A 20,953-nucleotide genomic window follows, 5' to 3' on the forward strand; every position below is an offset into this window, starting at 1 on the left:
GATTCAGCCGTCGGTGTTGTGACGGACGGTCGTGATGCGCGGAGTCGCTGTGAGGGGTTTGCCGGGTTCGAGTCCGGCGGTCTGGGAGTACTCGCGCCACTGGCGGAGGCGGTCGGTGGTACAGGGCTGGCGTTCGCCGAACAGGCCTAGCACCAGGCGCATGCCGAGCGCGGCCAGGCGTTGTTCGAGCCAGTCGCGGCGGACGAGGAGGGTGGTGACTTCGCCGGTCGGGCGGTAGCCGTGCGCTGCGCGTACGGTCAGGGCACCGGCGGGGGTGTACCAGTCGCCGTTGTCAGGGTCGCGCTGCAGGCCGCTGCCGGCCAGGAGCGATGAGCAGGGCAGGACCAGGCCGGCCGGGGCATCGAGGGAGCAGTCGTGGCCGCTGCCGCTCCAGGAGTATTCCTCGACGGCGGGGTGCGCCTGCAGGACGGTGCCGTCTTCGGCGTATGCGAGGTGTGCGCTGCGTACGGCAGCCTCGTCGGCGGGACGTGTGAAGGCGTGGGCCCAGTGGGCTGCCAGATCGCGTAGCTGCTGCGGGCGATCCTTCGGTGTCGTGCGCGGGCGGCCGGTGAGGTAGTCGAGCAGCTCGACGAGGTCGGCCTTCTGCTCTTCCGGGCTGATCGTGCCGTCATCTGTGCCAGGCCGGAACCATGACCCGCAAGCAGGCCGCCGCTGAACTCGGCGCAGCCCCCCGAGCCCGCATCAAGGAGGACGACGGCGTGCCCGCTGGCTACATGCCCCGCCGCCTGACTCCCGGAGCCCGCTGGGCCATCCCCGCCCCCTCCGACACGGCCGGCCAGGACAGCCAATGACGCCCGCCACTCCGCCTGGCGCGGCGCGCACCATCAGCTTGGGCGGCCACATCCTCTTCCAGCGCCGCACCTACACCGCCACTTTCACCGTCCAAGCCGGCAGCAAAATCTGCGTCCGCACACGCCTCGCAACACCGGACGCACTCGACGTCTTCGACGCCGCCGGCTGCGCCTTCCTGGGGGTCGCCCGGGCCGTCCCCTCCCGCGACCCATCACCTCAGCCCCCTCACACAGACCCCGAACTCCCGGCAGCCTCTCCATCCGTACCCGAAGGAGCTACAGTGGCCACCGCTACCGTGACCGCTGTCGCCACCGACGAGGGCGATCCCGACTTCTACCTCGGCCTTGCCTCTGCCCGAATCGTGGCCACCGAGGCGCTGCTGGAAGCTGGCGAGAACATCGCCGACACCATCGACGCCCGCGCCATGTCGTGTATCTACGGTGACGCAGGACTGGGCAAGACGTTCTCGGTGCGGGCGGCATTGAAGGAAGTCGCACCGGACCTCGTGCTGCTGCTGCAGTTCCGTTCCCGCCCCACCCCCCGCGACATCCGCATGGAACTGTTCGACGCTCTGCACCTGGAGGGCAAGCCCCCCGCCTGCCCTAGCGAGTTCGACCAACTCCTCAAGCGCTGCCTGGCACGCCGCCCCTACGTGCTGGTCTGTGACGAGGCCCAGCAGTTTAGCCGTGAGTGCTTCGAGTTCATCCGGCACCGCCCCCGCACCGCCGCCGCAGCTCTCGATCCCACTTCACGGTCACCGCCCAGGGGCAAAGCGTCGACTTCTCGTCGTTCAAGAACAGGACCGCGCTGAGCACATTCCGACCGAGAAGGAGCTGGCCGAGGCGAAGAAATACTCCTGGGTCAAGATCCCCCGAGTACGCCGAGGCTTACCGAATCAGGGAGCTGGAGTCGCAGGAGGCCGCCTGGCGCCGCGCGAACCACCTGGGTGAGTATCTCGATGCCGCTCGCGCGCATGCCGGATCCCTCCCACCGGGGCCGGTAAAGGCCCAGGCCGACGCATGGATCGACTGGGCCACACGGCACGTAGCTCAGCTCCAGCTGATGGCCCAGCGGCTCCGGCTCCCCTCCCTCCCAGAACCCCGCCCCGACGACCTCAAGCCGTTCCTCCGAGGCCAGAGCCTGTATGGCCCCAACCTCCACTGACCAGGTCTGAGCTTCTGGCCTTGCCTTCACTGCTTCCGAGAGCCGCTCCGACGTCAGCCCGCCGGCGCGCGGCACGCGTTCTTGACGGGGAGGGGACTCCACTCGGCCCCCTCTGCGATCTGGCCAAGGGCTCAGCGCGGGGCCACATGGCTGCCCGGTACGTGCCCTCGGCTGGGGCAGTGTTCCTCGGCCCGCAGGAACGTTGTGCTAGCCAGGGGGAGAGCGAACAGGTGCAGTCCTTCATCAGATATCAGAGTCGGGTTGACGGTTTAGGTGCATGCTTCCTACGCTTGCGGTGACCGAGCGGCGTCGGAGGAAGGGAAGCCGGTGTGTTGCTGACCACCGGTCAGGCGGCTGCGGAACTCGACTGCGCGGTGACCACCTTCCGTCGCCTGATCCACGCGGGTCTGATCCCGGGGACAGCCCGTCGCGGCGTGCGGGTAATGGTGCCGCTGGAGGTGGTCCTCGCACTGAAGGACCGCCCTGTGGCGGACCTGGCGCACCTGCAGGTACCGGAGATAGCCGTGCTCCGCGCCGACGTCGCCCCGGCGACCCGCCAGCAAAGTGAGCAGACACAAGGCTTCTCTGCGTCCCTGCCTCCCGATGAGCTGCTGGCTGCCTTGCAGGGGCGGTGGCGGTGCAATCCGGCGAGTGTGGCAGCCGGACAGATCCTGCCGGTGACCCTGTCCGGTTACGTGGTCGCCGTCCTCAGCGGCCTGCAACAGTGGGCGAAAGACAGTCAGGGCCGGCACAGCTTTCCCGATGCCGTTCTGGCCGGTTACGTCACCGACCTGGTCACCCCCGTCACGCACCTCACCGCACCCACCCGGTCCGGACGCCAAGCGGCGAGCCGGCTGCTCGGCGCTGCGCTCCCGTCCCATTCCGGCGGCCCGGTGGCCTATATCCGCACCCGCCCTACTGCCATCACCAGCCAGGAGCCCTGATGGATGTGTCCGCTTACAAGGCCGGCCTGGCCGAACTGCGAAGCCTGCGCGAGGACATCAAGAAGGCCCGCACCGCCCTGAACCGGCTGGAAGCCCGCCGGGACAAGCAGATCAACGCCCTGGCCAGCCACACCAAGGCCAAGGCCGAGCAGATCGCTCCCGCTGCCGGGCTGAGCATCGCCGACGTCGTAGCCGCTGCGCCGGATCTGACCCCCGGCACCCTGGCCGCTCCCACGACCTCAGCAACCAGCCAGGGGAACCACGCATCTGCCGCGCTCTGTGTGCCTGCTGCCACCGCTGGCGCCCAGCAGCAGGCCGTGGCCCCGCCCGTACCCGCCCCGAGCGCAACCGTCGTCGCGCCCGCGCCGTCGTCCCCGCTGGCCGAGGCACGCCCCGAGGCCGCCCTCGCGCCCAGCGCGGCGCCGGCCGAGTTCACCGCCCGGCCCGCGCCGGCTGATGCACCCGAGCCTGCCGCGCAGCAGCCGCGCCTGCTGCCGTCGATCCCCCCCGACGCGGGACCAGCCTGGTTCGGGCATGTCAGCGGTCTGGCGTCCACCCGGCCGAACTTCACCCAGCAGGCCAGGGCGACGGTCTTCCTCGACACTGCCACCGGGGTCCTGGCACATCGCGACCAGACCATCCGCATCGATCTCGCGGGCGCGAGCGCCGGCGAGATCCTCAACGCCGTCTCGCTGACTGTGCCTGGCCCGGTCGAGCGGATCTACATCACCGCAGGCGATCCCTGGCACCGCGACGCCGCCCGCTATCCCTATCTCAAAGACGCCGTCGCCGCCTGGCTGAACGCCCCCACCCCGGGCTGGCGCACCGACACCGGACGCGGCCAGGACCGGATGGCCGGTCACTTCGTCCATGCCCGCAACCCCGTCGGCCGCTACATGCGCGAAAACGGCGAGGGACACGTCGAGATCCGCTCGGTAGGGGAGTGGTTCGACCCCGATGGCGCCGACCCCGCCACCGTCCGCGACGCGTTCGTGCTGCTGTGGAAGAACCTGCGCCGCCACTGGCCCGACGCCGTCGTCATGGGCTCACCGTCCCAGACCGGCCGGGACCTGTGGACCCGCACCATCCCCACCCGCGGCCAGTACGCCGAGGGCTATCCCGTGCTTTCCGAGGAACTGCGCGGCCTGATGCACGCCACCGCAGGCCAAGGCCGCAACGAACTCCTCACCCCCGCGACCACCCCCCAAGTGCCGGAGCAACTGCCCGCCCTGGTGGAATACGACCGGACCTTCGCCTACGCCAAACACACCTGGAAGTCCCCGGTCGGCACCCCGCGCCGCATCACCGCGGCCACCTTCCACTCGTGGTCGGACAAAGAACAGGCCAGGGCCCTGTTCGGCTGCGGGCACTGGCACATCCGCGCCGCCGTCCCCGAAAGCTGGGACCACGTCGGGCTGCTGCCAGCCCCGGCTCCCGGCGACCGCGCCTGGCACTACCCCGCCACCCCCGGCACCACCTTCACCACCTGGGCCGGCGGACCGGAAGTCCACACCGCCCTGACCAACCCACTCAGCCCCTGGAAGATCGAGATCCTCGACGGCATCCTGTGGGAGGAGGGCAAACCCCTGGACGACTGGGCGAAAAACCTCAAGGACGCCTGGGCTGCCCTCGACGCCCAGGCGGCCCTGCACACCGACCCCCGCCAGGCCCGAGCCGCGCACCTGGCCTCCCGGGCGGTGCGCGCCATCCTGCTGTACGGGATCGGGTCCTTCGCCCAGCGGCCCCGCATGGTCACCGGCACCACCCCCCGTGCCCTGGAACGCGACGTCCCCGCGGACGCGGAGATCATCAGCTTCGACGACCAGCAGATCACCTGGCAAAAACCCACCGGCTTCTCTCGCGACTCCAACGCCCACCCCGAATGGTCCGCCGCGATCTGGTCCGCCGCCCGCGCCGCCCTGCTCATCCAGCGCCACCGCGACGAGGGCGCCTTCGCCGGCGCCCTGCACGTTCCCACCGGAACCGTCGTCGCCTTCCGCACCGACGCCCTCTACCTCACCGGCACCCACCCCTGGCCCTACCATCGCCAGCCCGGCGATTACCTCCTCAAAGGCCACCTCACCGGCCCCGTCGTCGCCCCGACCAGCGAGGAAGAACTCCTCGCTCTGCGCGACGCTGGCCGCACCGCCCTCACCGGAGCACCCGCCTGATGCCCCCGCGCAACCGCCGACGAGCCGCCGCAGGCACCTCCCGCACCGGCCCGACCGGCAGGGACCTGAACGAGGCCGCACGCATCACCGCCCGCCTCCAGCAAGCCGGCCTGACCAAAGCCGACATCGCCCGAATCCTCGGCCGCGACCCCTCCCTGATCTCCCAGTTCGCCACCCGCAATAAGGGCGCGGCTTTCGTTCCCGCCCTCACCCAGATCGAGCGCGCCGTGGCCGGCGGGATCAGCGACCGTGAAGAGCTCGCCGCCATCGCTGCCCCCCACGTCACGCGCCGCACCACCGCCTCCGGAAGCCGCGCACGCGTCCGGACCAAAGCAGTGTTGATCACCCCCGCCGGCACTGGCACCGGCCGCGCCGGAGCCCAAGCCATCGCGTCCGGCTCCGCCCGGCTGCGTCCCCTGATCGCAGAAGCTGCCCGCCTCGGACTGCGCTTGGCTTTCACCGTCCGCGTGGCCAAGACCGGCTACATCCACCCATCAGGCTCACGCACCGACTCGCCCGGCATCCGGCGAAGCGTCATCCAGCGCGCCGACCACACCGAGGAGCGTTCCTACGGCTCCGCCCACACCGGCGGCTTTGATGCGGCCGAATTCGCCGCCCGGGTGGACGCAGCCGGCGGGGACGTGACCGCCGCCGTGCACGCCTTCCTCGTCGAGACCGGCCGTGTTCACCCCAGCGCCCGCATTATTCACCTGGAGATCCGCACCTGGCGGGCGCGCTGATCCTCCAGGGCCAGAGCGCCGTTGTGACTGTCTGCGCTGGCCTGGGTGCATGTATGTGGAAACGAACACGGGCGGTGAGCGTGCTCGGGGGGCCTGGTACTGGGGACTGGCTGGGGGAGCGGAACGCCGGCGCTGTTCTTCCCGGCGGGCACCAGGGCTCCGTTTGGGGGGTCCCTCGCCTTGCGGGGTGTTCCTCGTTCGCAGGAATGGCTGCTGTGCTGCACCGTGGTCAGGAGGGGCGGTCCTGCTTTCAACTGCGTCCGCACGGCCTTCGCGAGACTCTCCGCCCGGACGGGTGATGTCAGTGGTGGAGGGCAGAATGCGTGCAGGGGAAGGGAGTGGCGATGTCCACTGACGGTTCTGACCTGCGGATACCTGCGCCCAGCGGTTGCCGGTGGTGTGGGATCGAGCAGCGTGAGCACATGCAGCGATGGAAGCCTCCGGTCGGATGGCACGAATGGGCCGCGCCGACGCTGGAGCAGCGCAAGGAGCGGATGTGGGCACGTCGTGGCAAGGGTCGTCCGCAGGCCGGCGGAGGTCAGGCCCTGCGGAGCGGTTTCATCCGGCTAGCGTCCTGAGCTCTGCGAAAACGTTCCGCAGTTGTTCGGGAACGTCGTTGGGATCCTCCAGGGCCATCGCGAGCTCGTACATCATCTCGGGCTTTCCGCCCGGGCCGGTGGGGCTCTGCTCCTGGAGCAGTTGCTGTACTGCCCCGCTGAACTTGCCCTGACCGCGCAGGCTGGTGAAGTCGGCCGCTTGCCAGCTTCCCTCGTTCCTGGCCCAGATCTGGTTGGCGACGCGTGCCCACACCTCGTCCTCGAAGAGTTCCTCGAGTTCGGTGTACTTTTCCTGGCCCGCGGCCTCCGGGTCGGGTTCGCCGAGGAACTTGACGTACCGCTGCGGGTCGGGGGCGAAGAACTGGTCGAGCTTGGGGGTCTTGAAGATGCCCTTGCTCACGTTGCGGCTGTCGGCGTCGACGACCAGCATGATCGTCCGCCCGTGCTGGGCGAGGTACCGTGCGAGGTGCAGGGCGCCTTCGTTGTTGAAACAGGCCCACAGCGCGATGCCGGCGGCCTGCAGGGACAGTCCCTGGCACAGCCGGAACAGCAAGGGGAAGGCACGCTGTTCGGTTTCGCCCTCCACGGCCAGGAAGCAGCGCTCGTGCAGGAGTACGGAGTTGCGCAGGCCGACCGCTGCGGCGATCTTGCCCAGGTGTGCATCGATGTGGTCTCCGAGCAGCCCGGCGCCCAGGCGCTCCACCACGGTGCGGTGGTTGTCGAGTTTCAAGTGCACCACGTCGGAGATGTCGACGCCGTCGATGAGGTTCATCGAGTGCGTGGCGACCAGCACGCTGACGTGGGGGATGGCGCTTTGGTCCCGGATCAGCTGCATGATCTTGCGCTGGTGGGTGTAGTCCAGGTGTGTGTCGGGTTCGTCGTAGACGACGATTGTTTGCACCGGGGGCGGCTCGGGCACTTCGCCGTCGGTCAAGTCCGCGGCGGGAGAGATGTCCTCTTCCTCGGCCAGCAGTTCGCTGGTCCATTCCCAGATGGCCAGCGACACGCGCCGGTTGCTTCCCAGTCCGGACCGCTCCAGGCCCACCGCCTCACCGGCGATGCGGGCGATGCGCAGGGGCGCCGCGCGGAACCCCTGCTGGAAGGATACGTCGGGCTCGACGAAGACCTCTGCCAGATCGGGGCAGCGGCTTTGGATGTGGTCGCACAGTGACTTGGCGTCGATCCGCAGCCGGTCTTTGACCTCATCCTCGATGGAAGCCAGCTTGCCTTTGAGGTCCGGGTCTTCCATGTGGCTCTGGAACCGGTCGATCAGAGCGGTCTTGACCGCGTCGTCGGGCCGGGCCGCCTTGCCGTCGAACGGCAGGAACCGCGGCATGCGCTTGTCCAGTCCCGGTGGAACGGGCAGCCAGTTCTCGGCACTGGCGTGTGCATGTCCGTACTCATGCAGGGCTCGTACCAGGTCTGCCCTGCGCGGGGATGGGGGAGTGAGCGCGAACTCCTCCACCAACTCCTTCAACGCCGGCACCAGCAGCTTGGACAGGTCGTGCAGCCGCTCGTCGTCCGGGACCGACCCCCATATCTCCAGTCTGGTGACGAGGTCCTCCCCGCCCGTCCTGCGCAGCTTCACCTGAGGAGGCAGACCGAACTGGTCCTGCTCGTAAGGGTCGAGGGTGAACATGCCGGACACGTTGGTGCTTTCGCACCGCCCCGGCGCTCCTAGCCCGCTGCCGTCGGCGCTGGCCAGGTAGGTGCGGTCGGCCTCGGAGAGGGAGCGTTTGCCCAGCAGGAAGGCCAGCGCGTCGAGCAGGGCGCTCTTGCCGCCGTCGTTGTGCCCGGCGAGGATGGTCGGCTTGCTCACGGGGATGCCCTCGACCTCGGTCAATGAACGGAAGCCGCTGACGCTGAAGCTGTTCAAGTGCACTGCGCGACCGCTTCCCGTCCCCCGCCCGGACACCCCCGCCCGAGCACATACCTGACGCTCACTCAGATGCTGCGAGCCTTCGTTCCGAGCGCCCCATCCTAGAGGGTCCGCGGAGTCATCGCGGTCTACTGCGCGAACTCTGCACGCCGTCGGACCGCCGTTCGCTCAAAACGCCACATCGTTGGTCGAAGCATCCTTTACCGAAACGCTCCTCGGCGGGATTGATGGTCACTAGGATCATCGGCTCATGGGGCGGCTTGTGGCTCGTGGCGGGTACCCGGGCAGTCGGCTGCGCTATGGCCCGGGCGGTCGCGACCCTCGGGTCCCTGGGGCAACTGTCGGGCCATCAGCGGCCTTATCCGTCGGCCGGTTTCGGGTGGTGTGTCGCAGTAGCGGCGGGTGGGAGCGTCTGCTCGTGCCCGCGATTGCCTGTGCCGGCCGACCGCGCCTTGCGGCCTCGGTTCCTCGGCGGCGACGCCGTGACCGTGCGGCGTCACGTAGCGAGCCGCAGGAAGAAAATGTATCTCCTTATCTCATATCATCTACTCATAAGTAAGGAAGATTTTCAGTGAAGTGGCGTCAGATAGGCGCTGTGGTCGCTACGGTTCGTCATCATGCGGTTTCTGCACACCTCGGACTGGCACCTGGGCCGCCGGTTCCACGGAGAAGACCTGATCCCCGCCCAAAGCGCCTTCCTCGATCACCTGAACGACACGGCCCGCGCCGAGAACGTCGACGCGATCCTGATGGCCGGCGACATCTACGACCGGGCCATCCCCGGCCTGGACGCGGTACGCCTGTTCAACCGGGCCCTGCACCAGCTCGCCGACCTCGAGATACCGATCGTCATGATCAGCGGAAACCACGACTCGGCCCACCGCCTCGGCGTCGGCTCCGGGCTGTTCGCCCGCGCCGGGATCCACCTGCTCACCGACCCGGCCACCTGCGACGTCCCCGTCGTCCTGACCGACGAGCACGGACCGGTCGCCGTGTACGGGGTGCCCTACCTCGAGCCATCGATGGTCCGCGGCCAGCTGGAGGCGGAGGCCACCTCGCACACCGCGGTGCTGACCGCGGCCCTGGACCGGGTCCACTCCGATCTCACCAACCGGCAGCCGCCCGGGACCCGCTCGGTGGTCATCGCCCACGCCTTCGTCACCCCCGGCACCGGTCAGGACGATGAATCCCAAGCGGAGGAGTCGGCCAGCGAACGCGACATCAGCGTCGGCGGTGTCGCCCACGTCGGCGCCGACGTCTTCGACAGCATCGACTACGTCGCCCTCGGCCACCTCCACGGCCCCCAGAGGGTCACCGACCGCGTCCACTACAGCGGCTCCCCGCTGCCCTACTCCTTCTCCGAAGCCGACCACGTCAAATCCTTCACACTGGTCGACCTCACCCCCGGCACGGCCCCCACGGTCACCCGCCTGCCCTGCCAGACCCCCCACCGCCTGGAACGCGTCGAAGGCCTCCTGGACGACCTGCTCACCGATCCCGCCCACGAACCACTCAAGGACGCCTGGCTCGAGGTCACCCTCACCGATACGGCCCTGCCGTTCGAGGCCATGGCCCGGCTGCGCCGCCGCTTCCCCCACACACTCAGCCTCAAGCACCAGCGCGCCTTCATCCCTGCCCAAGCCACCGGCACCCCCACCTACACCGAACGTCTCCGCGGCCGCAGCGAACTCGACATCGCCTGCGACTTCATCACCGACATGCGCGGCACCGGCCCCACCCCCGACGAACACGCCCTGCTCCAGCAGGCCGTCGACTCCGCCCGCGTGAACGAACTGCAGAAGGAAATCGTCTGATGCGCCTGCACCACCTCACCCTGCAGGCTTTCGGCCCCTTCGCCGGCACCCACACCGTCGACTTCGACGCGCTGTCCGCCGACAACCTGTTCCTCCTACACGGCGACACCGGCGCCGGCAAGAGCACCCTGTTCACCGCCATCTGCTTCGCCCTGTACGGCGAACCCCCGGTCGAACGCGACCTTCTGCTGCGCAGCCACCACGCCCCGGCCGACCTGCTCACCCAGGTCACCTTGGACGTCACCATCGCCGGCCACCGGCTGCGCATCGAACGCGAACCCCAGCAGACGCGCCCCAAGCGAAGCGGTACGGGCGAGACCGTCCACAAGGCCGAGACCCGGCTCCAGCGGTGGACGACCGACTCCCTCGGCCAGGGCCACTGGGAACCCTCCAGCAGCTCCCATCAGGAAACCGGCAAGGAGATCAAAGACCTCCTCGGCATGAGCCGGACCCAGTTCTGCCAGGTCGTCCTCCTGCCCCAGAACGAGTTCACCAAGTTCCTCTACGCCGCCGCGCCCCAGCGCCGCGAACTGCTGGGCAAGCTCTTCCACACCGACCGGTACGCGCAGATCGAACGCTGGCTGAACGACCACAGCCGCACCACCCAGAAGAACCGCGACGCCGCCCGCGACGAAGTGCTGCATCTGGCGGCCCGCATCCACCAGGCTGCCGGACCGGACCTGAAATCCGAGCACGACGCCCCCACCCCCGACATCCCGCACGCCCTGACCGACCTTGCCCTTGTCTGGGCCCAGGACCTGATCCAGGCAAGCCAGGCCGACGCCCTCACAGCCCAGGCCGACGCCGAGAAGGCAAAGAAGAACCAGGCCGAGCACCAGATCCTGGAAGCCGCCACGCGCGTCCTGCATCAGCAGCAGACCACCCATGCCGCCGCCCGCTCGGAACTGGACAGGCTGCACGAGCAGACCCCTCACCAAGAAGCCCTGGGCCGGCGCCGCGAGCAGGCCCGACGCGCCCAGCAGCTCGCGCCGCTGCTGCACGCCGCCAGCACCGCCCGCACCGACCACACCCACGCCCAGGACACCGAAAGCGCCGCCCGAAGCCGGCTGCTCCCTGAGCACGCCACACTCCAGGCAGCTGACCTCGCAACGGCCGGGCAACGCATGCGCGACGACGTCGCTGTGCTGGGCACCCTGCTCCCCGAAGAGACCAACCTTCGCCAACTCACCGCCGACCTGGAACGGATCGACGCCGAGCGGCAGGACTTCACCGTCCAGCAGCACACCGCCCGCAACTGGCTCGAACAGGAGACCACCCACCGCGCCGCCCTGGATGCCCGCCGGGAAACCGCCCGCCAGGCCGAGGAAGAGGGCCGCCGCCACCGGGATCAGCTGGAGACCCTGACCTCGCGCGTGGAGGCCGCCGAACGCCGCGACGCCCACCTCGCGCAGATCACCGCCACCGAACAGCGCCTGGCCGCCGCTCAGCAAACCACCGAGATGGCTGCCCAGGACCACATCGATATCCGCCGCCGACGCACCGAGGGCATGGCCGCCGAACTCGCCGCCAGCCTCACCGACGGCGCGCCCTGCCCGGTCTGCGGCTCGTGCTCCCACCCGGCCCTCGCCGCAGCTCTCGACGGGCAGCCCACCCGCGAGGACGAACAAGCCGCGGAGGAGACCCACCAGCGAGCCCAGCAGCAGCGCGACGCGATCGCCAGCGAACTGCAGCAGCTGCGCGAGAACGCTGCCACCGCGACCGGCGAAGCCGGCGACACCCCGCTGGCCGACCTCACGGCCGAACACGAGGCCCTCACCACGCAGCTGACCGACGCCCTCCAGCGAGCCGCAGACCGGGGGGCCGCCGACGAGGAACTCCTCGCCATGGACCGCGAACACTCCGCCATGACCCAGCAGCTCAACCTCGCCACCGCCCGCCTGTCCGCCCGCAACGCCACCTACGACACCCAGTCCCAGCGGCAGGCCGAGCTCACCAAGAAACTCGACGACGCCCGCGGCACCGCCCCCACCCTCGCAGCCCGTATTGACGAGCTCACCCGCACCGCCGACCACCTCAAGCAGGCCGCCGAGGCGTCCCGCGCCGCCGCCATCGCTGCGGAAACCCGCGACACCCGCACCACCGAGGCCACGGCCGCCGCCTCAACCCAGGGCTTTGACACCCTGGCCGCCGCTGAGCAGGCCCTGCTCAGTGAGGAGGACCTGGGCAACATCGAAGAAGAGATCAACCAGTGGCGCGAGGCCCGCGCCACCCACCAAGCCGTCCTCGACAACCCCGCCCTGCAGCAGGCCGCTGCCCAGCCGCCCGCAGACGTCGACGCCGCAGCGGTCCGACGCGGCGCCGCAGACGACCAGTACGTCCAAGCAGCCGCCACCGCCGGCAACGCCCAGGCCCGCACCACGGAGCTCACTGACCTCGCCGCCACATTGGGCGAGGCTGTTGAGCGACTGGAAGCACTGGATAAGGCCCACAGCACCGCCCGCCACCTCGCCGACCTGGCCACCGGCAACTCAACCAGCGCCCGGGTCCGCATGCAGCTGGAGGCCTACGTCCTGGCCGCACGCCTCGAACAGGTCGTCGCCGCTGCCAACACCCGCCTCGGCCTGATGTCCGAGGGCCGCTACACTCTGCGCCACTCCGACCACCAAGCCGCCCACGGCGCCCGCTCCGGCCTCGGCCTGGAAATCACCGACGCCTGGACTGGCCGCCCCCGCAAGACCGATACCCTCTCCGGCGGCGAATCCTTCTTCGCCTCTTTGTCCCTTGCCCTCGGCCTGGCCGATGTCGTCACCCATGAAGTCGGCGGCAACCCCCTGGACACCCTCTTCATCGATGAGGGCTTCGGCACTCTCGACGACGACACCCTCCACAAGGTCCTCGACGTCCTGGACTCCCTGCGCGCCCACGACCGTACTGTCGGCGTCATCAGCCACGTCCCGGAACTGCGCCGCCGTATCACCCAGCGCCTGTACGTTCGAAAGGGCCTCACCGGATCCACCCTCGCCCACCTGACCGAAGCAGCCGAATAGCCTGAGCCCAAGGGGGCAACACCCTGCCTCCTTGGCCCGTCAGACCCCGGCCCGACCCCACACCGGAGCGGCACACTCGTCATGGCCCTTTCCGACATTGAGCTCCGGCCTCACCAGAAGGAAGCTGTCGCCGCCGCCGCCGCCGTCCTGCGCGAACAGCCCCGCGCCGCGGTCATCGCCGCCTGCGGCACCGGCAAAACCCTCATCGCCGCCCGCACCGCCACCCGCCTGACACCCCGCGGCCGCGTCCTGGTCCTGGTCCCCACCCTCGACCTGCTGGCCCAGACCGCCCGGGTGTGGCGGGCCGCCGGCCGCAAGGGGCCCGCAGCCGCGGTGTGCTCCGCCCGCCAGGCCCTGGATCACGACCCGGTCGGCGGCGACACCCCCATGACGACCTCCCCACAGGAACTCGCCGCGCGCCTGCCCGGTGATCTTGCGGGCCCGGTGACCGTGTACGCCACCTACGCCTCCCTGCACGCCGTGGCCTCCGCCCACCAGGCATTCAACCTGCCGGCCTGGGACCTGGTTGTCGTCGACGAAGCCCACCGCACCGCCGGCCGCCTGGGCAAAGCGTGGTCAGCCATCCACCACGACGACCAGATCCCCGCCGCCCGCCGCCTCTACCTGACCGCCACCCCCCGTGTCTGGGACCGCGACGACGGCAGCGACGAAGGGCCCGACGAGCCGGTCGCTTCCATGGACGACGAAGCCGTCTTCGGTCCCGTCGCCTACCGGCTGACCCTGTCCGACGCCATCGACCTCGGACTGCTGGCCGACTACCAGATTCTCGTCCCCGTCGTCACCGACAAAGACCTGCGTGACTGGCTCGCTACTGGACCCGGCGCCGGCGCCGACGGCGTGCGCCTGGCCGGGCGCCAGGTCGCCGTCCTGCGCGCCATCGCCGACCACCACCTGCGCCGAGTCCTGACCTTCCACCACCGCGTCGCCGACGCCAGAGCCTTCGCCACCACACTCACCGACACCGCGCACTGCCTCCCCGGCACCCTCCAGCCGGCCGGACTGTGGGCGCAGTGGATCAGCGGCGACCACACCCCGCAGGTCCGCCGCCGCCTGCTCATGGAATTCGCCCAACACCCCAAGGGCTCCACCGCAGTACTCTCCAACGCCCGCGTCCTGGGAGAGGGCATCGACGTCCCCGCCATCGACGCCATCGCCTTCACCGACCCCAAGGACAGCCCCGTCGACACCGTCCAGGCCGTCGGCCGCGCCCTGCGCCAGACCCCCGGCGCAGCTAAGAAAGCCACCCTGATCGTCCCCGTCTACACCACCCCCGGCGAAGACATCGACGACCTGATCAACAATGACGCCTACACCCCGCTGTGGAAGACCCTTCAGGCCCTGCGCGCGCACGACGACCGCCTCGAAGCGCGGCTGGCCGACCCCCGTACCGACCGTCCCTCCCTGACCGGGCCCACCGATGACCCCGACGCATGGCTGCGCTTCGACCACCCCGTCCGCAGCGACGAGATCGCCCTGGCCCTCTCGCTTCGCGTCCTGGCCCCCAAGAGCGCCGAGTGGCGCGCAGGCCTTGCAGCCGCCCGCCGCTACCACCGTACCCACCACCATCTCGACGTCCCTCAGGCATTCGAGGACACCAGCGGCTACCCGCTGGGCCGATGGCTGACCTGGCAACGCCACCTGCACACCACAGGCGCCCTCGGTCCGGCTCGCACCGCCGCCCTGGAACGCCTCGGCATCATCTGGGAGCCCCATCGCCAGGCATGGGACCGCGGACACGCCCACGCCACCGCCTGGGCCGAAGAACACGGTCACCTCGCCGCCCCCGTCGACGAGCAGCACGACGGTTTCCCCCTGGGCCGCTGGCTGGCAACGCAGCGCTTCCGCGCCGACCGGCTCATCGCCGAGCGGACTGCGGCCCTGGCCGCTCTCGACCCCTGGTGGAACCCGCCCTGGTCCCAGACCTGGCAACGCACCTACCGCACCCTCCACCACCACCTGCAGGCCGGCACCGCCCTGGAACAGGCCCCCGACGGCGCGCGACTCATGCAGTGGCTGCACACCCAGCGCACCCACCGTGAGCGCCTCCACCCGCATCAGCAGCGCCTCCTGGCCGACCTCGAAACACCGCACGCCCCGCCCCAGCAACCCGGTGCATCCCGGGCACGCCGCCGCCCCACCTTCCAGGAGATGCTGGCCGCGGCCGCCGCATTCCACGCCCGCGAGGGCCACCTCGAGGTCCCGCAGCGCCACACCGAGCACACCGAGGAAGGACCCGTCCGCCTCGGCCAGTGGATCAGCAACCAACGCCGCCGCCACGCCACGCTCCCCCCCGAGCACGCGGATGCTCTGAGCGCGCTGGGGATGCGCTGGGCCAAACAGGAGTCCCCCCAACGAGGCCCTGGTGGACCTCAGTTACCGGCTGCACTCGACCGGGCAGCGATCACACGTCATCGTCGGTGAGGAATCCGCGCAAGGGAATGTAAGGAAGGTCCTCACCGCTCACGCCGGTGCCCTTGCGGCGCAGGGCTGTCAGATCGCGGATGATCGCCGCGTAATGGACTGCTGTGGCTCCTGGTGGCACTGCTGCAGCGAGCCGATGGACCGTGTCGGCTGGCAATGGGCGTCCCCGGCGCCCCGCTTCAGCGATGACGATGATGGGGGGCGATGCGGCGGGCATGCAGGGAAAGCGCTGCCGCAGCGGAGAAGATGCCCCGGTGCATCGCGTCGGTGAAGTCCCCTTCCTCCAGCACCGACACGAGGTGCTGCGTCAGCGGGCCACCGGATACGACTGCGGCCAGCACGGCGCGCTCCGCGTGTGGGTCGCACAGATAGCCTTCCGGCCCGTCCGGCGGCTCGTGCGAACCGACCATGGTCTTCGTCACGTGTCTGCTCCTTCGCGCCAGGGGACCAGCCCGCACCGCCGGGCCGGTTCAGGGCGCGCCGTCAGTGCGCAGGCCGTCGATGATGCCACTCCGCGCCGCACTGCTCCCGTGGACGGGTTCGCCTCGCCCCGCCGTACGGCAGCGGTCAGTGGTGTGCCACGGCGTACGAGCCCCATCAGACGGAGGCAGGCGGGAGGAGCCGGCCGAGGACGGCGTCGACCAGGGTGACAAGCCGGCTGCCGGCGAGGGTGTCGAGGTCGAAGAAATGAGGGTCACCGGCGGTGTCGTGGGCGAGCTTGGGAAGCGAGACCGGCGGGTCGGCAGGCAGCCGTGCCGCCACGGCGGCCAGGGCGTCGACCAGCCTGCGCACCTGCGCGCCTTCGCCGGTGCCGATCCCGGTGGCGCGCATCCGCGCCACCAGCCCCGGACACGCCGGCAGTCGTGCGGCCGCGTACTGCCACACATCCTGGCGCAGCGCGGCGTCGACCGTGCGCTGCCGGGCGCGGTCGACCACCGGCCGCCCCACGGCCTGCTCCACCAACGCCACCAAGTCCTGCGGTTCCAGCCGCAGCACCCGGCACAGGGCCCGCACCGGAACCCGCACCCCTGCCGCGTCCACAACCACCGCGGAGGTCCCGCGCCGCCGCCCCGCGTCGTCCAGCCACGCCCGCAACGCCGCCACCCCGGCCGGCGGAAGTCCGGCTACGCGCACGCTCGCCATCGCCGCCGGATCCGTTCCGGCGCACAGCCGGTCGTGCACGGCGGCCCACAGCGGGGCCAGCGCCTCATCGCCCGCGACCCATTCCCATGTCGTGCCCATCAGCCGGCCGTTCCCCCGTTCTCGAAGTCCTCGACGAGGTCCAGCGTCAGCGGCTGCGCCTCGCCGTGGCCCTGCCACAGCCACGGCACCGTGACACGGTGTTTTCCGCTGGTGACGACCTGGTGGATGACGACCTGCCCGGCCTCTTTCTTGATCACTGGGGTCATCGAGCTGCCACCGGCGCAACAGTCCCAGCATCTGCCGGAGGTTCACGTCGTCGAACGCCGCGTCCAATTCGTCGATCGACAGCAGCCGCGGCCCGTGGTAATCCCCGCTGTACATCGACCACGCGGCCGCCAGCAGGGGAAGCATCGTGGCCAGGCGCCGTTCCCCGGACGACAGCGTCTCCAGCGGGTTCACGCCGCGCGGCTTGACCTCCTTGAAGCGGCCACCGTCTCCGTCGCCGAACGAGGGGTGGGTCACCGAGATCGTCCACTCGTGCCAGGCCCGGTAGTCGAAGGTGTGCGCGACCCGGTCCGCCCAGGTGTCCCCGACGGATTCGTCCATCCGCTGCCGCAGCACGTCATACATCCGCTCGAACATCTCGTCCGAGGGGGACTGTTCACCAGCTCCACCATGGCCTGCGCGTCCGCGTCCTTGCGCACCGCCCACTCGACCTTCACGCCCACCTGCGCTACCCCGGTCCGCACGTCCTTCAAAGTCAGGCCGATCTGTTTCACCAGGTCTTGCGCGAGGTCCTGGCGGACCTGGACGTCGCGCTGCAACTGGGCGAACATGCTGGTCTTGATGGCTTTCTTGATGTCGGCGCGCAGGTCCTGCTCCAGCTGGGCGACTGCCGCGCGCAGCGCCTCCACCGCCGTGCGCAGGTCCTGGCCGCGGGCGGCGGCCGGATCGGCGACCTCGGCACGCTGCCAGCCGGTGCCCGACACGTTGGTGAGGATGACCTGCCGGTTGAACCGGCCCAGCGTGCTGTTGGCGCTGCGGGCGGCGCCCTCGAGGGCCTTCAGCGCACTGTCCCGGGTCCGGGTCGCCGCAGTGAGCCGGTCCGCCCCCACCCCTGCGCTCGGCCCGGTGTGGCGGTCGGCCAGCAGGTGCCTGGCCCAGGCCAGTCCCGCGGTCAGGTTCGCGGGCCGGCCTTCCGGCCCGGTGGGGATGTCCTCACCGGCCAGGGCCAGGCCCTCGTCGACGAGCCGGCCCATCTGCGTGAGGCAGGCATCGCGGTGCTCCTCGGCCGCCTGGCGCAGCGGTGCGACCTCATCCAACCGCGCCCTAGCCGACGCCGCGTCGGCAGCAGCCTTCTCCTTGGCGCGTTGCAGCTCCTCCACCCGCCTGCGGGCACAGTCGAGCGCACCGGTGACCTCCTGCAGTGAGGCGCGCAGCTCCTCGTACGCGGCGCCGTGCAGGCGCCGCATCTCCTCCACTGCCGCCTTCTCGCGCCTTGCCTTTACGGCGGTCTGCTCCGCCTCCCGGGCGGCGTCGGCCGCCAGAGCCTGCCAGCGCCCGGCGGTTGCCGCGTCCTGGCGTGTCCGCCCCGCGAGGTCGATCACCCGCCGAGCGGCACTGCGCCAGGCCTCGACCTGCCGGAACATCACGGTGGTGTCCTCGCGGTGGGCGTCGGCCGCCTTCGGATCCGTGGGCAGCACGGTGCCGCCGCCGGCGTCGGCGGCCCGGTGCAAGGCCCGCAGCGCCTGACGCACGGCCTCTGCGGCCCGGCGGTGCCGTTCGCGCGTGTCGGCCGTGCGCCTGATGGCGTGCTGCAGCTGCTCGGTCGCGTCGTCCTCCTGCTGCTGAGCCGAGGAGACCGGTTCCAGCAGCGGGAAACCGGCCTGCTCGGCATCGGCCTGCGCCTGGGCTTGCTTCGCCTGCTCCCACGCGGCGTGGCTGGCGGCCGCGGCCCCGTCCGCCTCCCGCGCCTTGCCTTCGGCCGTGGCGGCCGCGTCCAGGGCCGTGGCCGCCACCTGTTCGGCGTGCCGTGCCTCTTGGGCCAGAAGCTCCAGTGCGGTGCGGCGCCGCGCGGCGGCCGTGTCCAGGATGTGCAGTTGCTGCGCCAGGGCGCGTTCGGCCAGGCGGATCTCCTGGGCAGACCGGTCGCGGGTCTCCTGCAGCGCCCCGAGAAGTTCCTGCCACCGCTGGCGGGCCTGCTCCCACCCGGCGGGGGAAGGGAACTCGTCCCGCTCCACCGCGGCGGCGTCGACCCGGGCGCGAGCGCGCGCGGCCTCGTCGCGGGCCCGGTGCAACGTTCCCTGTGCCTGGTCGAGCTGCTGCTCCAGGCCGGCCACGTGCTGGAGCCGGGCGCGTTCGCGGGCGCTGCGCCCGATGAACTGCGCCTGGTAGCCGGCCGGTGCGGCCGCGGTCGCCACCGCGATCGTGACCTGATCGCCCGCCGAGGGGTCCAGGGGAATCGACCGCAGCAGCTGGTGGACCCGTTCGGGCGCGATCAGGCCCTGCGCGTCGGGCCTCAGCACGTCCGCCAGGCTCGCCCCCGGTGCCACCGCAGCTCCTGGGCGCAGGGCCACATCCCCCGCCACCGCCTGCCCGTCGGAGCGGACCAGTGCGTCCAGCAGGCCACTGACCAGCAAAGCGCCCTCGATGCGATCCCTGGCCTGGTCAGCCAGGTGTTCGGCGAAGTCCACCAGCGCCCACAACGGGGTGCCGTCCGCCGGCTGCCGGCTGCGCCACAGCGGTGCGGGTGGCACCGGCGCCGCCTGCCGGGCCTGCTCCAGCTGCCGCTCCAGGTCGCGGACCGTCTCCTGCGCGGCTGCGGCCGCCTGGTCGGCGGTGTCGACCGCACGCTGCAGCCGCCCGGTGGCCGCTGCGTGCGCCCGCTCCAGGGCCACCTGGATCTGCGCGACGATCTGCGCGGCATCGACCGCGGTCCCGTTCCCGGCCGGCTCCGGCACCATGCCGGCGTCGATCAAGACCGTACCGCGCCGCCACACGCCGGCCAGGCCCTGCCACTGCTCCCAGGCCGCCGCGGTCGCCGATCCGGCCCTGCCTGCTGCCTCCTGAGCCCGGATGACGGCAGCCTCGGCCTGTGCGGCCTGCCGCCGGTGTGTCTCCTGGTGCTGTTCCCGGGCCTCCTGCTCGGCGGCGTCCCGTTCCCGGGCCTCGTCCTGGGCATCGCGCAACGCTCGGGCGGCCTCTTCCGCCGCGCCGTGCTCCTGCTGCCACAGCGTGCGTGCCTGCTCCCATACACCGGCTGCCTGCTCGGCCACTGCGCGGTCCGCGGCCGCCTGCCGATGGTGACCTGCTGTGTCGATCCTTGCCCGCGCCTCACCCACGACCTGCGCGAGCCCGGCCGTCAGCTTTCCCACCGGCAACCGCTCCCCGTCGCCGCGACCGTCCCGCACGAGCAGGTCGAGGGCGGGACCGCGCAACTGCGCTGCCGCGTCCGCCCACTGCCGCAGCTCCTCCAGCAGCGTGTCCTCGGCCTGTGCCCGTGTGCGGCCCGCCTGGTGGGCCGTGGCCCGGTCGGTCTCCTCGACGCCTTCGGCCTCGCGCAGATCGGCGGCCGCCGCCACTGCCAGTCCCTGCGCGGTGGCGTGGTCCCCGAGCGCGGCTTCCACCTTCCGCACCTGGGAAAGCCGCGTGTCCACCCACGCCAGCGGCGCCGCGCACGCCTCGTCGGCCATGCCCGCAGTCACTGCTGCGGCCTCGGCCCCCACCAGGTGCTCGTCGAGGGCGAGCAGCCCCTCCAGGACTGCATCCGCGCCCAGCCGGCCCCCCACCACCCGCAGCGGCCCGGACACCGCGGATACAGCGCCCTGTGCCGACCGGACGCCGCCGGCCGACTCCCGGGCGGTGCCCTCGGCCCGGGAAGCCTCGCCGCCGACCTCGTCCGCCCGCTGGGCCGCCCTGCGGGCGGCGGCGGCCAGCTCGACCGCCCGCTCCTCGCGCTGCGGAAGGACCGCGCCCGCGTGCCCGCGCAGTTCCTCCTGCGCCGCGTCCTTCTGCCCCTCCAACTCCCCGATCTCGGCCCGCGTCCCGGCCAGCAGCTCCACGGCCTCGGCTTCCCGCCCCGCGGCCTGCTGCACCTCCTCACCGGCCTGGCGTTCACGCCTGGTCTGCGCGTCGAATCGGGTGTTCGCCGCGATCAGCGAGGCGGCTTCGACCACCGCCACCACCTCCACATACCGGCGATAGGCCCGCTCGGCGCCCTGCAGCAGCTTCTCTTCCGCCCGGGCACGGTCCAACTGGCCCTCGAGCTCAGAGATCCGC

At 71.0% G+C, this 20,953-nt stretch carries 12 protein-coding genes and 1 pseudogene; 7 read left to right on the forward strand and 6 right to left on the reverse strand.

From position 1 onward, the window contains the following. Window positions 1-1,093 precede the first annotated feature (1,093 nt). From AC3ERT_RS35395 to AC3ERT_RS35410, 4 genes are all read left to right on the forward strand, one after another. Window positions 1,094-1,624, forward strand: coding sequence for an AAA family ATPase (locus tag AC3ERT_RS35395; protein ID WP_435179167.1), 531 nt, complete (start codon window positions 1,094-1,096; stop codon window positions 1,622-1,624). A gap of 682 nt (window positions 1,625-2,306) precedes the next feature. Then, window positions 2,307-2,921 carry a helix-turn-helix domain-containing protein gene (locus AC3ERT_RS35400; protein WP_435179169.1) on the forward strand — a complete coding sequence of 205 codons (615 nt, stop codon included), beginning with the start codon at window positions 2,307-2,309 and terminating at the stop codon, window positions 2,919-2,921. Further along, complete coding sequence (locus AC3ERT_RS35405) at window positions 2,921-5,092, forward strand: hypothetical protein (RefSeq protein ID WP_435179171.1); 2,172 nt, start codon at window positions 2,921-2,923, stop codon at window positions 5,090-5,092. Before AC3ERT_RS35400 ends, AC3ERT_RS35405 begins: the two co-directional genes overlap by 1 nt. Continuing rightward, window positions 5,092-5,832, forward strand: a complete 741-nt coding sequence (locus AC3ERT_RS35410; RefSeq protein ID WP_435179172.1) for a helix-turn-helix domain containing protein — start codon at window positions 5,092-5,094, stop codon at window positions 5,830-5,832. Before AC3ERT_RS35405 ends, AC3ERT_RS35410 begins: the two co-directional genes overlap by 1 nt. Window positions 5,833-6,390: 558 nt before the next feature. On the opposite strand, the gene AC3ERT_RS35415 is transcribed toward AC3ERT_RS35410, so the two are convergent. Further along, window positions 6,391-8,271, reverse strand: coding sequence for an AAA family ATPase (locus AC3ERT_RS35415; RefSeq protein ID WP_435179174.1), 1,881 nt, complete (start codon window positions 8,269-8,271; stop codon window positions 6,391-6,393). 614 nt (window positions 8,272-8,885) lie between these two features. Here AC3ERT_RS35415 and AC3ERT_RS35420 point away from each other — a divergent pair. From AC3ERT_RS35420 to AC3ERT_RS35430, 3 genes are all read left to right on the forward strand, one after another. After that, window positions 8,886-10,082: an exonuclease SbcCD subunit D gene (locus AC3ERT_RS35420; RefSeq protein ID WP_435179176.1), complete on the forward strand. Its 1,197-nt coding sequence runs from the start codon at window positions 8,886-8,888 to the stop codon at window positions 10,080-10,082. Beyond that, entirely contained in the window at window positions 10,082-13,090 is a 3,009-nt protein-coding gene (locus AC3ERT_RS35425; protein WP_435179178.1) for an AAA family ATPase, read from the forward strand. The genes AC3ERT_RS35420 and AC3ERT_RS35425 overlap by 1 nt, the downstream gene beginning before the upstream one ends. Window positions 13,091-13,171: 81 nt before the next feature. Beyond that, entirely contained in the window at window positions 13,172-15,532 is a 2,361-nt protein-coding gene (locus AC3ERT_RS35430) for a helicase associated domain-containing protein (protein ID WP_435179180.1), read from the forward strand. 179 nt (window positions 15,533-15,711) lie between these two features. On the opposite strand, the gene AC3ERT_RS35435 is transcribed toward AC3ERT_RS35430, so the two are convergent. From AC3ERT_RS35435 to AC3ERT_RS35455, 5 genes and pseudogenes are all read right to left on the reverse strand, one after another. Then, window positions 15,712-15,954: a DnaB-like helicase N-terminal domain-containing protein gene (locus tag AC3ERT_RS35435; protein ID WP_435179182.1), complete on the reverse strand. Its 243-nt coding sequence runs from the start codon at window positions 15,952-15,954 to the stop codon at window positions 15,712-15,714. A gap of 175 nt (window positions 15,955-16,129) precedes the next feature. Then, entirely contained in the window at window positions 16,130-16,774 is a 645-nt protein-coding gene (locus tag AC3ERT_RS35440) for a TIGR02679 domain-containing protein (RefSeq protein WP_435179186.1), read from the reverse strand. Next, window positions 16,774-16,941 (reverse strand): hypothetical protein, encoded by a 168-nt coding sequence (locus AC3ERT_RS35445; RefSeq protein WP_435179188.1) that lies wholly within the window; start codon window positions 16,939-16,941, stop codon window positions 16,774-16,776. Before AC3ERT_RS35445 ends, AC3ERT_RS35440 begins: the two co-directional genes overlap by 1 nt. A 73-nt stretch (window positions 16,942-17,014) precedes the next feature. Next, window positions 17,015-17,305 (reverse strand): annotated as a pseudogene (locus tag AC3ERT_RS35450) (hypothetical protein); the annotation flags it as partial. Beyond that, on the reverse strand, window positions 17,194-20,953 hold a 3,760-nt coding region (locus AC3ERT_RS35455; RefSeq protein ID WP_435179184.1), incomplete at its 5' end, for a hypothetical protein. The gene AC3ERT_RS35455 and the pseudogene AC3ERT_RS35450, both read right to left, overlap by 112 nt.

The organism is Actinacidiphila sp. bgisy145 (assembly GCF_057708125.1).